At 65.9% G+C, this 13,427-nt stretch carries 12 protein-coding genes; 5 read left to right on the top strand and 7 right to left on the bottom strand.

The features are described 5' to 3' along the window. The 5 genes from kdpC to KY498_RS03335 are packed head-to-tail and all read right to left on the bottom strand — an operon-like array spanning position 1 to position 4,719. A complete protein-coding gene (gene kdpC / locus KY498_RS03355) occupies positions 1-615 on the bottom strand; it encodes a potassium-transporting ATPase subunit KdpC (RefSeq protein ID WP_067243073.1) in 615 nt (204 codons plus the stop codon). Between the two features lie 26 nt (positions 616-641). Beyond that, positions 642-2,789 carry a potassium-transporting ATPase subunit KdpB gene (kdpB, locus tag KY498_RS03350; protein WP_191902620.1) on the bottom strand — a complete coding sequence of 716 codons (2,148 nt, stop codon included), beginning with the start codon at positions 2,787-2,789 and terminating at the stop codon, positions 642-644. A gap of 3 nt (positions 2,790-2,792) precedes the next feature. Next, positions 2,793-4,466 (bottom strand): potassium-transporting ATPase subunit KdpA, encoded by a 1,674-nt coding sequence (gene kdpA / locus KY498_RS03345; protein WP_219879479.1) that lies wholly within the window; start codon positions 4,464-4,466, stop codon positions 2,793-2,795. After that, positions 4,466-4,555 carry a potassium-transporting ATPase subunit F gene (locus tag KY498_RS16620; RefSeq protein ID WP_035731468.1) on the bottom strand — a complete coding sequence of 30 codons (90 nt, stop codon included), beginning with the start codon at positions 4,553-4,555 and terminating at the stop codon, positions 4,466-4,468. Before KY498_RS16620 ends, kdpA begins: the two co-directional genes overlap by 1 nt. Further along, positions 4,552-4,719 (bottom strand): hypothetical protein, encoded by a 168-nt coding sequence (locus tag KY498_RS03335; RefSeq protein WP_219879627.1) that lies wholly within the window; start codon positions 4,717-4,719, stop codon positions 4,552-4,554. Before KY498_RS03335 ends, KY498_RS16620 begins: the two co-directional genes overlap by 4 nt. Before the next feature lie 350 nt (positions 4,720-5,069). Between KY498_RS03335 and KY498_RS03330 the strand changes: the two genes are divergently transcribed. Genes KY498_RS03330 through KY498_RS03320 form a run of 3 tightly spaced genes read left to right on the top strand, consistent with a single transcriptional unit; the run spans position 5,070 to position 6,612 of the window. Beyond that, positions 5,070-5,504: a hypothetical protein gene (locus tag KY498_RS03330; protein WP_258186432.1), complete on the top strand. Its 435-nt coding sequence runs from the start codon at positions 5,070-5,072 to the stop codon at positions 5,502-5,504. 5 nt (positions 5,505-5,509) lie between these two features. Beyond that, a complete protein-coding gene (locus tag KY498_RS03325; protein WP_219879478.1) occupies positions 5,510-6,049 on the top strand; it encodes a hypothetical protein in 540 nt (179 codons plus the stop codon). Continuing rightward, on the top strand, positions 6,049-6,612 hold the full coding sequence (locus KY498_RS03320) for a hypothetical protein (RefSeq protein WP_067243083.1): 564 nt from the start codon (positions 6,049-6,051) through the stop codon (positions 6,610-6,612). Before KY498_RS03325 ends, KY498_RS03320 begins: the two co-directional genes overlap by 1 nt. Positions 6,613-6,682: 70 nt before the next feature. Here KY498_RS03320 and KY498_RS16585 read toward each other — a convergent pair whose 3' ends face one another. Continuing rightward, positions 6,683-7,228 carry a DUF6611 family protein gene (locus KY498_RS16585; RefSeq protein ID WP_308813215.1) on the bottom strand — a complete coding sequence of 182 codons (546 nt, stop codon included), beginning with the start codon at positions 7,226-7,228 and terminating at the stop codon, positions 6,683-6,685. Positions 7,229-7,519: 291 nt separating this feature from the next. After that, a complete protein-coding gene (locus tag KY498_RS03310) occupies positions 7,520-8,404 on the bottom strand; it encodes a DNA cytosine methyltransferase (RefSeq protein ID WP_258186431.1) in 885 nt (294 codons plus the stop codon). A gap of 467 nt (positions 8,405-8,871) precedes the next feature. Here KY498_RS03310 and KY498_RS03305 point away from each other — a divergent pair, with 467 nt between their 5' ends. Further along, positions 8,872-9,675 (top strand): hypothetical protein, encoded by an 804-nt coding sequence (locus tag KY498_RS03305; protein WP_219879477.1) that lies wholly within the window; start codon positions 8,872-8,874, stop codon positions 9,673-9,675. An 84-nt stretch (positions 9,676-9,759) separates the two neighbouring features. Continuing rightward, positions 9,760-13,308 carry a MobF family relaxase gene (mobF, locus tag KY498_RS03300; protein WP_219879476.1) on the top strand — a complete coding sequence of 1,183 codons (3,549 nt, stop codon included), beginning with the start codon at positions 9,760-9,762 and terminating at the stop codon, positions 13,306-13,308. The last annotated feature ends 119 nt before the right edge of the window (positions 13,309-13,427 follow it).

The following is a 13,427-nucleotide window of genomic DNA, read 5'->3' as shown; positions in this document are numbered from 1 at the left end:
TCAGTCCTCCAACTCGTCCAGGGCGAGGTTCAGTTCCAGAACGTTCACCCTCGATTCTCCCAAATACCCGGCATCCGGGCCCTGGGTGTGTGCCGCGACGAGTTCCCGTACCTGCTCGGCGGGGATCCCGCGTGCGTCGGCGACCCGGTCAATCTGGATCTGCGCGTAGGCGGGGCTGATGTGCGGGTCCAGTCCCGACGAGGACGCGGTGACCGCATCCACGGGGACTTCGGCCTCGGTGACGCCGTTGAACTCCGCAACCTGGGCTTTGCGTTCGGTGATCGCGGCGATCAGGTCCTCGTTCTCCGGCCCGTAGTTCGACCCGGAGGAGGCGCCGCCGTCGTACCCGTCGCCGGCGGCGGAGGGCCGCGGCTGGAAGTACTCCGGCAGCGGGTTGCCGTCCGCGTCGGTGAAGGACTGGCCGATCAGCGACGACCCGACCGGGTCGCCGTCCTGGTTGGTGATGATCGACCCGTTGGCTTGGGCGGGCAGGGCGACTTGCCCGATGCCGGTGATCAGCAGGGTGTAGCCGACACCGAGGGCGAGGGTCAGGAGCGCCATGGCACGGGTGGCGACCCAGATGGTGCGCCCGATTCCACGAGCTTGTGTGTTCATGATGTTCTCTTCTTTCCGAAGGTGTGTCAGAAGCCGGGGATGAGGCGGACGAGCAGGTCGATCAGCCAGATCCCGACGAACGGGGCGATCACGCCGCCCAGCCCGTAGATGGCGAGGTTGCGGCCGAGGATGCTGGACGCGTTCCCGGGCCGGTACTTCACTCCGCGCAAGGCGAGCGGGATGAGGAACACGATCACGATCGCGTTGAAGATGATCGCCGACAGCACCGCCGAGGCCGGCGAGTGCAGGCCCATGATGTTCAACGCGGCGAGCTGCGGGAACACGCCCATGAACATGGCGGGGATGATCGCGAAGTACTTCGCGATGTCGTTCGCGATCGAGAACGTCGTCAACGCTCCCCGGGTGATCAGCAGCTGCTTCCCGATCCGCACCACGTCGATGAGCTTGGACGGGTCGGAATCGAGGTCGACCATGTTCCCGGCCTCTTTCGCCGCCGACGTGCCGGAGTTCATCGCGACCCCGACATCGGCCTGCGCGAGCGCGGGCGCGTCGTTGGTGCCGTCACCGGTCATCGCGACCAGATTCCCGCCCTCCTGCTCCTTGCGGATGTAGGCGAGCTTGTCCTCCGGGGTGGCTTCGGCGAGGAAATCGTCCACACCGGCTTCCTTCGCGATGGCGGCCGCGGTGAGCGGGTTGTCGCCGGTGATCATCACCGTGCGGATGCCCATCGCCCGCATCTCGGCGAACTTCGCCGGCAGCCCCTCCTTGACGACGTCCTTGAGGTGCACGACCCCGAGCAGGTGCCCCGCACCGGTCGCGTCCTTGGTGGCGACGACCAGCGGGGTGCCGCCGGACTGGGAGATGTGCTCGACATACTCGTCGAGCTCCGCGACCAGCGACGACGGCAACCGGTTCCCGCCCTCTTCCAGCCACGCCATCACGGCGGAGCCGGCGCCCTTACGGATCTGGGTGCCATCGGGCAGGTCCAGGCCCGACATGCGCGTCTGCGCCGTGAACGGGACGATCTCCCCAGTGGTGTTCCGGTCGAACTCTCCGTGCTCCTGCTCGGCGAGCTCGACGATCGACACGCCCTCCGGGGTCGGGTCGGCCAGCGAGGACAGCGCGGCGGCCCGGACCAGCTCCTGCTCCCGCACCCCGCCGAGGCGGACGAACGCGCTGGCGCGCCGGTTGCCGTAGGTGATGGTGCCGGTCTTGTCCAGCAGCAGCGTGGTCACATCGCCTGCGGCTTCGACCGCGCGCCCGGACATCGCCAGCACATTGCGTTGCACGAGCCGGTCCATCCCTGCGATACCGATCGCGCTGAGTAGCGCCCCGATGGTGGTCGGGATCAGGCACACCAACAGCGCGACCAGGACGGTGACGCTCACGGGGGCGGCCGCGTAGGACGCGATGGGGTTCAGGGTGAGGGCGACGACGACGAAGATGATCGACAGCGACGCGAGCAGGATGTTCAGCGCGATCTCGTTCGGCGTCTTCTGCCGTGCGGCACCTTCGACGAGGGAGATCATCCGGTCCACGAACGTCTCACCCGGCTTGGAGGTGATGCGCACCACGATCCGATCCGACAGCACCCGGGTGCCGCCGGTCACGGCGGAACGGTCACCGCCGGACTCGCGCACCACAGGGGCGGACTCACCCGTGATGGCCGACTCGTCTACCGAGGCGATACCCCACACGATGTCCCCGTCGCCCGGGATCAGCTCGCCCGCGGTCACAACAACCACATCACCGAGCGTGAGATCCGAAGAGGACACCTGCGTGGTCGCGGCCCGCTCTGCAGCGGCATCGGCCTTCGAGTCGTAGCCGCTGACGCGGTTAGCCATGGTGCTGGTACGGGTCTTGCGCAGGGTCTCCGCCTGCGCTTTGCCGCGGCCTTCGGCGACAGACTCGGCGAGGTTCGCGAACAGCACGGTCAGCCACAGCCACACCGCGATCGCCCAGGTGAACGACCACGGCACGACCGTGCCGCCGGAATCGGCAGGTCCGCCGATGAACGGTTCCGTGACGGCGAGGACCGTGGTGAGCGTGGCACCGACCCAGACAAGGAACATGACGGGGTTGCGCCACTGCTCTTTGGGGTTGAGTTTGCGGAACGCGCCGGGTAGGGCGGCCCGGACCTGTTCCCAGGTGAACCCGCCCTTCCGGGTGGGGGTGCCCGCCGTTTTCGGGCGGGGTTCGGTGATAGTGGACATGGTTTACATCAGCCCTTCCGCTAGCGGACCTAGCGCGAAAACGGGGAAGAAGGTCAGTGCGGTCACCAGGATCGTGACCACGGTCAGCAGCCCAATGAACATCGGGCGGTGCGTGGGGAGGGTGCCGGAGGTGGTCGGAACCTTGTCCTGAGCGGCGAGAGAGCCCGCCAGGGCGAGGACGAACACGATCGGCACGAACCGTCCCAGCAAGATCGCGAGCCCCAGTGTGGTGTTCAGCCACGGCGTGTTCGCGGTGAGACCGGCGAACGCGGAACCGTTGTTGTTCGCTGCGGACGTGAACGCGTACAGCACCTCGGACATGCCGTGGATGCCGGGGTTCCAGATCGACGTGTTCTCCACCTCTTCCCGGACACCGGGGATCGCGAAGCTCAGCGCCGTTCCGGCCAGCACCAGGGTGGGCATGACGAGGATGTAGAGCGCGGCGAGCTTGATCTCGCGCGGGCCGATCTTCTTGCCCAGGTACTCCGGCGTGCGTCCGATCAGCAGACCCGAGATGAACACGGCGATGACCGCGAGGATCAGGATCGCGTAGATCCCGGAGCCGACGCCGCCCGGGGTGACTTCACCGAGCATCATGTTCAGCATCGGCATCATCCCGCCCAGGGCGGTGTACGAGTCGTGCATCGAGTTCACCGCGCCGGTGGAGGTGCCGGTGCTAGTGGTGGCGAACAGGGTCGATCCGATGATCCCGAACCGCTGCTCCTTGCCTTCCATCGCGCCGCCGGCAAGGCCGGGGGCGGTGCCCATGCCGGCCGATTCCAGCGCGGTGAGGATGCTGAACGACGCCACGTACAGGATCGCCATCACGGAGACGATCGCGTAACCCTGACGGTTGTCACCCACCATCCGCCCGAAGGTGCGGGGCAGGGAGAATGGGATGACGAGCATCAGCAGCACCTGGAACACGTTCGTCCACGCGGTGGGGTTCTCGAACGGGTGAGACGAGTTCGCGTTGAAGAACCCGCCGCCGTTGGTGCCGAGCAGCTTGATGACCTCCTGCGACGCCGTCGGCCCGCCGGGGATCGTCTGTGTGGCGCCGGTGATCGTGCTGACGGTGGTGAACCCGTTGAAGTTCTGGATCACTCCGCCGATCATCAGCACGATCGCACCGACCACGGCGATCGGCAGCAGAATGCGCAGCGTGCCGCGGATCAGGTCGACCCAGAAGTTCCCGATCGTGCCTGAGCGCCGGTAGGCGAAACCGCGCACCAGAGCGATCGCGACCGCGATACCGACTGCGGCGGACACGAAGTTCTGCACCGCGAGACCGGCGAACTGGACGGTGTAGCCGACGGTGAGCTCCGGCGAGTACGACTGCCAGTTCGTGTTGCCGACGAACGATGCCGCGGTGTTGAACGACAGATGCTCCGAGGGAGCCGTCAGGCCCAGCGAGTACGGCAGCCACTGTTGGAGGCGTTGCAGGCCGTAGACGATCAGCAGGCCGATCGCGGAGAACGCGAGCACGCTGCGCAGGTAGGCCTGCCAGGTCTGCTCGGTCTTGGAATCGACGCCGATGATCTTGTAGATCCCGCGTTCGACTTTCCAGTCCTTGCGGGACGTGTAGACCCAGGCCATGTAGTCACCGAACGGGCGGTGCAGGATGCCCAGGATGATGGCGACGGTGGCGAGGGCGAGAAGCGCGTACACCCAGGTCATCAGAAGCGCTCCGGTTTCACGAGAGCGAACACGAGATACACGATCGCCGCGACCCCGAGACCGGCGGCGAGAAGTTCAAAGACGATCACAGCTTCTCCACCGCCTTCCCCAGCAGCCCGACGACGACGAACAAGGCGATCACGCCCAGCACGTAGACGATGTCAAGCACAACAAGCTCCATTCGGATAACAAGCGACAGCAGGACCACTAGCCGCGCAACCCGAAACAGCGGGTGCAACTCACGATCAAACACCCGCCCACACCCCCGAAACAGGCGTCCTAACAGAACCCATACGAGGATCGGGCGGACTCTGACGGGCCGCTAACACCACAGGCCCGCAGAGCGCGCCGACGGCACGGACGCGAGTGGCCGCGCCCTCTGCGTGGTGCTGTTAGCGGCAGGCCGAGAAGGCGCATGAGTTCCGTGAGGGGCTGTTCCCTGCCCGGTGGTTGCCGCGTAGAAGTGGAGGCATGACCCTCACCGCCATCCTCCCCTCCCTCAGACGCAGCATCCCCGACCCTCTCCAACCCCGACGTTGGCCCGAGCACACCGTCCCCACGGTCTCGGATGTCGTGATCGGCGGAGTGTCCCTGAGGCGACTGGTGGACATCACCGGCACCCCGGCGCTACTCACCGGGGACCTGCCGCACCCGAAACCGGCCCAGGCGCACGCCCAGGGGATCGGCAGCGACGTCACCGTCCTGGTCTTCCAGGTCACCCTCCGCGTCGACACCGACACCGATAAACGCATCGCCCTCACCGACTGCGGATTCGACCGGGTGGCCCCCTACTGGGACGAGTGCCGGCTCATCGGCCGCACGTCGACGGCGAAGAACACCACCATCGAACTCATCCCCGGCGAAACCGGGTCTGCGCCGTGGCCGTACCCGATCGTCACCCTTCCCGCAGACATCCACCAAGGCGACCTTCTCGCCGTCCCCTGCGCCGGCGCGGTCACGCTCAGCGACGTGCGCCCACGCCCACAGGAAGCCTTCGTACGCGCAGAACAGGTCCGGGAACTCGCGGTGACCCGATGAGCATCATGCACACCCTGATCTCGTCCCGGGCGATGGCTCTTGCCGCCCTGTACGAGGACTGCCCACCCTGGCCCGCAGACACCGCCTTCGCCGACCGCGACATCAGCATCGGCGCGCAATCACTCACCGCCCTCGCAGCACAGCGCGGCACCCCCAGGGTCCTGATCGCGCCCAGCAGCGCGTCGGCGCGAGGAGAGGAGTACCGCACCGTCATCGTCACCACCATCCTCGCCCGCACATCGCGCCGCGGGCTGCGGCACCCCTTGGAACTGACGGTCGACTGCGACCTGGCCGCCCTCGACTCCCGCGTCCTCGACGTCCTGCCCCTGCAGTGCCCGAACGCGCGGCACCGCAAGACGACCCTGCTGCGCTCCCCGCACACGCAGACCGCCATCAGGGTGCTGCTTCCGCAGACCTGCGCCCCCGGTGACCTCCTCGCCCTCACCTGCGAAGGCACGATCGCACTCGGGCAGATCACCAGCCACCCCACCCGCATCCACCCGGGCAGTGACGACGAGGAGTGGCAAGGCAGGTGCCTCAAATAATGGACACCATCCGACACACCACCCGCTCGTCCCCGGCAGGCCCGCAGTCTGGGAAGGCTCGTTTGCTCCTCTACGGCGACTCGCTCGACAGCCTCGCCTATCTTGCCATGCCCGTTCCTTACGATCACGACGCACTCGACGACCGGAGGGCGCGAACCATGATCGTGGGAATCCGCGTGCCCGACACGAACCACCCTCGGCAAGCGCTCCGGAGTCAGCTCCGGGCAGCGCATGACATCCTCACGAAGCCGCTGCGCACGCACCCCCTGGTGCGGCACATCTTCTACATCGTCGAAGTCCCGTCTGACTCACCGACCCCTGACCGCGCCGTGAACGCATTGTCCGCAGCCATCTGCGCACACCACGCTGAGATCGAAATGCGCCACGGCCGCGACATCTGCATCACCGGAATCATCACCACCCCCCACACCGACCCCGTGACACTCACCGAACGCGTACACCAAAGGATCACCACCACACCCTTCGAGAGCTACTACGCGACCTCCTGGGACCAAATCGCACACAGATCCATTGCCGCCGCCGCCGCAGAAGCACTTCTCTAGCGTCGCCGAATGCCTACCCGTGGACCCATCGATGGTCACGGGCGCCAGCTCCCAGCGCGAATCCGCGTGCTTACTTATCTCGCGCGTGAGACAGTGCATGCGTCTCCTCGTAGACGGCCATCCACACGCGGTCGTACACGCTTCGCGTGATCCTCCCGTGACGAAGATCCTCTGTTGCGCGCTCCATCAGCAACGACAGCGTCGTGATCATCTCTTCACGATCCTCATCATCACGACGAGGCCAGAACACGAATCGGCTTGACCACGCCATTGCCACCCGTCCACGAAGCGGACGTGCCTTCCACCAAAGGAACACTCCGGCCGACACCCCCACCAGCACGATCCCGACCGCCGACGCCTCAGGAGACGCGCCAACTGCGATAAGCACAAGCCACAGCAGCAGACCCATCCTCAGGGCCGCCGGCACGAAAGCACTCGCCAACCGTGCCCAGAACCGTTCACGCTCCGACGACACCGGCGAATACACGACCAGGCGGGACGTCCCCACACCGTGACGCGCGACAGTGTGACAAACGGATCCCCAGCGCACGGGTCGCGGCAACCGGGAACCGCTGGGCTGTCGCGACCGGCCAGCTGTGGGACTTACACGAGACATGCACTGATGCTCACCCGCTCACGGGACCGCCGCGAGAGCGCCATACGGAGCCCATGCAGCAAACCGGCAGATCACCGCGGTTCGCTAACGCATTCCCAACACTAACGCCCCCGTTTACCGGGCACATCCGACGCCCGAGCACCGCGCCGCAGGGGGCAGCCGGAGCCGCTGATCGTTCCCAATCCCTTGGCTCTCGCGTACGGATCGAGCGCGATATCGGCAGCAGCTTCGCCATGCTCCGCGTCGGTGAGCATGCTGGCAACAAGCAGGTCCTCACAGTGCTGGTGTATCTCAGAAGTTGAGCATCTTCCGGGCCGTTCCCAAAGCCGCGACAGCTTGCCTCGGGAGAACACCGTTCCCGAGCGACGCAAGTTGTTGGTTGGCGGTCAGCCCATGACACGCATCGGTCACCCATCCGGCCGGTAGCCCCATAAGCCATTCGACGAACGGGGGCGCCGGACGCGGACCGGTCTTGTCGCTCAGAAGCGCCGGTGACGGAGCGGAGCGGCCAGTGATTCGCTCCCATCTGGTCACGGCTTCGGCGTATCGTCCCCAGCGTCGAAGAGCTGCCCGATCAACGACCACAGGCTCTCGGGCTCCTGGGTGCGCGGGTATCCGTGTGGTCCGTGGAGGGCGAGGTCGATAATCTGATGGCTCAGAGCGATCGTGCCCCGCCGTGCTTTCACCTGTTGCAGGGTCTCCCCGCCCCGAGACGCGTCCGACGCGAGTGGGGTCCGGAACAGCGCGGTGGGCGAGGATGAAGACCCGGTATCGGGGATGAGGTGCGCCGATAGCGGAAGCGGGCAAACCGATCCATTGCGCGTCATACCGGAGGTCGGCCAGGTCTCCCAAAACTGCTCCCGCTGCCCGAAGAGGTCGAGTTGCGGTTTCTCCCAAATGCCACGAATCGGATTCCACACTGCGAGAGGCTGCGTCGCTGGGGGTTGCGTCTTTGGGGTTGCGCTGCTCATCGTTGTCTCCTTCGGGAATCGCGCGGATCGCGGGTGCAGATAGCAGCCCGCGCACGTTCTCGATCACCACCCGTTCCGGTTGCAGAACGTCGATCGCTGCTGCCATGTGCGCCCAGAGTCCGGATCGAGTGCCGAGTTTCAGGCCGGCCATCTTCCCGACCGTGGATACGTCTTGGCATGGGAACCCGCCGCAGAGGATGTCCACCGGCGGGACAGTGTTCCAGTTGATGGTGGTGATGTCGCCGAGGTTGGGGCGTCGGGCCAGTGGTGGGAGAAGACGCGGGCAATGGGTTCGTTTATCTCAGAGAACCAGATCGTTTTCGCCCCGAACACTTCCTCGACGGCGAGATCGAGTCCGCCGTAGCCAGAGAACAGCGACCCGACGCGTAGCGGCGCGGCCGGGTCGCTTGGAACCATATTTGCCATCGGCGAGCCTCCTGGGTCGGTGATCCTCGGAGCCGTGATGCTGCTCCGAGCTGGTCACCAACGAGGTGCACGGTCGGCCCCACCGGCCTACGCCCAGGCCGCTCGCCACGCCCCCGCGTGCCGCGCCCAGAAGTTCGCTCGTCTGACCCCTTCGCGGTTCGCTCAAACGTGTTGTCACGCGTCTTGCAAGCGAGGTGTGAGGCGCCGAGTCACAGCCAAATAGGCGTCCGCTCTACGCTTGGATGCATGGTGAAGCGCTCCGCAATCGGGACCATAGGTGGTGCCGTCTCTGGCTTTCGTGACTTTTCGGCGACGGTGAAGGCTGGCGTGCCGATGGTTCGCCCCGGCTCAGTCGCCGAGGAAGACCAAGCACTAGCCGGCAACGTAATCGTTCCGCACGGCATTGTTGCGGGACTGGTGGGGGCTGTTGCGGACCATCTGTCGGCATGGGCGGAACTGGCGGACAGCCCGAAGAGCGACGAGCTGCTGCTTCATTTGCAGGCCGACTACACGCTTTTTCGCCCGATCCTGGAAGGCCTTGTGGAGGTCATCTGGATTCTGGACGGTGCAGATTCCCGTACTCGCATTCGCCGTGCTCTCGAAATCGCCAGGATCGAGTACAAGCACGGTTTGAAGCTCACTTCAGCCCTCAACAGGGCGCAAACTCCCGATGAGAAGACGGAGCAAGGCATTGCGGCATTGGGGCGAATCATACGAAGCACCGCGGAGGCGCTCGGAGCAGATGTGGAATCGCTCGTAGACGCCCCGCTGACCGACCCATCCGCGATCACGAAGAAGATTGCACAACGTGTGCCAGGCCCAACGTTGCGAACTTACCGATACTGGGCAATCACATCTGCGCACGCACACGGACAGCTCATCACCACGTTACGATATGCAATTGAAACGCAACTCTCTGCACCCGAAGCGCCCGGTGCTCTGTTCGAGCCGGATGAAGAGCTTCTCGCCGAACTCATTGAGTTCGTTGCCGAGCTTCTCAAGATCGCAATCGACCAACTGAATGCTCAGGGGTATGAACTTCGGCATTGATCGAAGTCCCTGACGTGATGCAGGCCGCCGCCGCGTTTGCCACGCCGTCGCGCACCTCCCTGGTATGCGACACGTGGAAGCTCTATGACGGTTTCGATGCGGGTGATGTCTGCCGGCGACGGCTACAAGTACCTGCTGCGCACCGTCGCCTCCGGCGACGGCGATCGTGCTCTCTCGACCCCACTCACGAGGTACTACACCGATGAAGGAACACCACCAGGGCGGTGGATTGGGTCGGCTGTCACAGTCCTCGGCGGCGGGTCACTCACTGTCGGCGATGAGGTCTCCGAGGAGCAGCTTCAACGCTTGATAGGTCAAGGCCGCGACCCAGTCACCGACCAGGCACTGGGGCGTCCGTATCGGAAGTACCCGACGGTGACCGAGCGGATCGAGCGCCGCACCGCACGGCTCGACGCCGGCCTCCCCGTGACCGAGCGTGCGGAAGCGGTTGCCGCAATCGAGGCCGAGGAGAGTGCTCGTGGGGTGCGGAAGGCGGTTGCGGGGTTCGATTTCACGTTCTCGATTCCGAAGTCCGCGTCGGTGTTGTGGGCGGTGTCGGATGCGGGGACGCAATCGTTGATTGCGGAGGCGCATCATGCGGCGGTTGCGGAGATGGTTGCGTTCATCGAGCGCGAGGTTGCGGCAACCCGTGTCGGCGCGGCGGGACGCAATGGGGCGGTTGCGCAAGCTGATGTGTCCGGGGTGATCGCGACCGCATTCGATCACTACGACTCTCGGGCGGGCGATCCGCATCTGCACACGCACGTGGTGATCTCGAACAAGGTGCAGACCGTCCACGACGGCAAATGGCGATCCCTCGACGGCCGCCCCCTGCACGCCGCCACCGTCGCGCTCTCCGAACTCCATGAAGCCGTCTTCGCTGACCACCTCACCCGCGCGTTCGGTGTCGAGTGGGAAGCCCGGGACATGGGACGCGACCGCAACCCCGGCTGGGCGATCACGAAGGTGCCGGAGAAGCTGGTCGCGGAGTTCTCGTCCAGGTCCCGGAAGATAGACGAGGAGAAGAACCGGCTCATTGCCGAGTACGTCGCCCGTCACGGCAGACAACCATCGCTTGCGACGGTGATCAAGCTGCGCGCGCAGGCGACGTTGGCGACGCGGCCGGATAAGCAGGTCCGTTCTCTCGCGGATCTCACGGGCGAGTGGCGGGATCGGGCGTCGCACCTTCTCGGTGAAGACGCCACCCGCTGGGCTCGCACTGTCACCGCGAACGACGCCCCGCTGTTGCTTCGCGCGGATGACGTGTCGTTGGACGTGATCGACTCACTCGGGCGCAGCGTAGTTGAGGTTGTCGGCGAGAAGCGTTCGACCTGGCGGAAGTGGAACCTCACCGCTGAGGCCGCACGCCAGACCATGCCCTACCGGTTCGCCACCACGCAGGATCGTGAAGCGATCGTCGGGATGGTCGTCGACGCAGCCGAACGTACGTCGATTCGGCTCACCCCGCCGGAACTGTCCTCGAGCCCTGCCGTGTTCCGACGGGCCGATGACACCAGCAGGTTCCGACCAGTGGGATCAACGGTCTACTCCTCACCGGGCATCCTCGCCGCAGAAGACCGACTCCTCAACCGCGCCCGCAGCACCACTGCACCCGTCGTCCCGGTCGAGTCAATCGAGAAGGTCGCCCAACGCCCGGACCGTGAGGGACGCCTACTCAGCGATGACCAGGCCACAGCACTTTCCGGGGTGGCAATCTCCGGTCGGGCGGTCGATGTCTTGGTCGGTCCGGCCGGGGCAGGGAAGACGACCGCGATGCGCGCGTTACGCACAGCGTGGGAGCGTGAGCACGGGCGCGGCAGCGTCGTCGGGCTCGCGCCGTCCGCGGTCTCCGCGCAAGTCCTCGCCGACGATCTCGGTATCAGGACGGAGAACACCGCGAAATGGTGGCAAGACCACCAGAACGCAGGCGCATCGTTCCGCAAAGGTCAGCTCGTGATCGTGGACGAAGCCTCCCTCGCCGGCACCCTCTCCCTCGACCGCATCACCGAACATGCCGTGGATGTGGGTGCGAAGGTGCTGCTGGTGGGCGACTGGGCGCAACTGCAATCCGTCACCGCCGGCGGCGCGTTCTTCCTCCTCGTCCACGACCGCAACGACGCACCCGAACTGGTCGACGTACACCGCTTCGTCAACGACTGGGAGAAAACCGCCTCCCTCGACCTCCGACACGGCCGCCCCGAAGCAATCGACTCCTATTCCGAGCACGACCGCATAACCGGCGGCGACACCGAGGCGATGATCGACGCCGCCTACACCGCTTGGCGCACCGACACGCTGGCGGGGGTCTCGACGGTGTTGATCGCGGACTCCAATGACTCCGTTCACGCCCTGAACCAGCGCGCTCGCGCAGACCTGATCCTCGACGGCACAGTGGATGCCCGCCGCGAAGTCGCTCTCCAAGGAGACGCCCGCGCAGGAGTCGGTGACACGATCATCACCAGGAAGAACGACCGCCGCCTCCACACCCCGCGCGGGTGGGTGCGCAACGGTGACCGCTGGACGGTCACCGACATTCGAGACGACGGATCGCTCACCGCCCGCCGCGCCGACAGCCGCGGGACAGTGATCCTCCCGGCCGGCTACGTCTCGGATCACGTTGACTTGGGTTACGCAGTGACGGCACATAGGGCTCAGGGCGTCACGACCGATACCTCTCATGTTCTTGTTAATCCGTCTACGACGAGGGAGAACCTGTATGTCGCGATGACCCGCGGCAGGCACGCGAACCTCGTCTACGTCGCTACCGACCGCCCCGGCGACAACCACACCACCCCACACCCCGCCGACGACCCGGCAGCGACCGCGCGGAGTGTTCTCTACGGTGTGCTGCAGCATGTCGGTGCTGAGCTCTCCGCGCACGAGACGATCACCGCCGAGCAAGAGGCGTGGGGGTCGATCGCGCAACTCGCGGCTGAGTACGAGACGATCGCGCAAGCCGCCCAACACGACCGCTTCGCCACCCTCATCCGCCAATCCGGGCTCACCCCGGACGAATTAGAAGACGCGATCCACTCCGACGCCTTTGGGGCGCTCTCCGCTGAGCTGAGGCGTGCGGAGGCGAACCACCACAACATCGACACGCTCATGCCGCGCCTGGTCGCAGCCCGCGGCTTCGAGGACGCCGACGACATCGCCTCCATCCTGCACCACCGCCTCGCCCGCGCCACCGCACGCCCCGCGGGCTCTGGCCGCACTCGCAAGGCGCCCCGTCTGATCGCCGGCCTGATTCCTGAAGCCACCGGCCCGATCAGCAACGAGATGAAGAAGGCACTCACGGAGCGTCGCGAACTGATCCAGCAGCGCGCCGAAGCCGTCCTCGACCAAGCCCTCAGCGAGCGGCAGGAATGGGCGTTAGCACTCGGGGACGCACCCGCCGAGCTGGAAGCCGCAGCAGCATGGCGGCGGCAAGCGCAGACGGTGGCCGCCTACCGTGACCGCTACGGCATCACCGCGAAGAGACCACTTGGCCCGGCACCCGAGGGCGATGCGCAGAAGATCGACGCCGCACGTGCGAAAGCGGCCCTCGCACGGCTCCGCGTCTTCGCCAGCCCCGACGGCGGCGAGGATTCGTCGCGGACAGCTCGGCGGGAGGGCGCGAGCCGGGGCCTATGACCGGATTGCCCTTCCGAATGTCACCGGTGCGTCGTATCTTGTTAGAAGAGGCGGTTTTCTCCTTGATATGACGCTCCTAGGGGCAGGCCGCAAGGCCACTCACACACGCACCGCCTCCG

Origin of the sequence: Microbacterium sp. PAMC21962 (assembly GCF_019443465.1) — a bacterium.
In the GTDB taxonomy this organism is placed as follows: Bacteria; Actinomycetota; Actinomycetes; order Actinomycetales; family Microbacteriaceae; genus Microbacterium; species Microbacterium hominis.
Note: the sequence above shows the minus strand (reverse complement) of the source record. Positions and strands in the feature narration are given on the sequence as shown.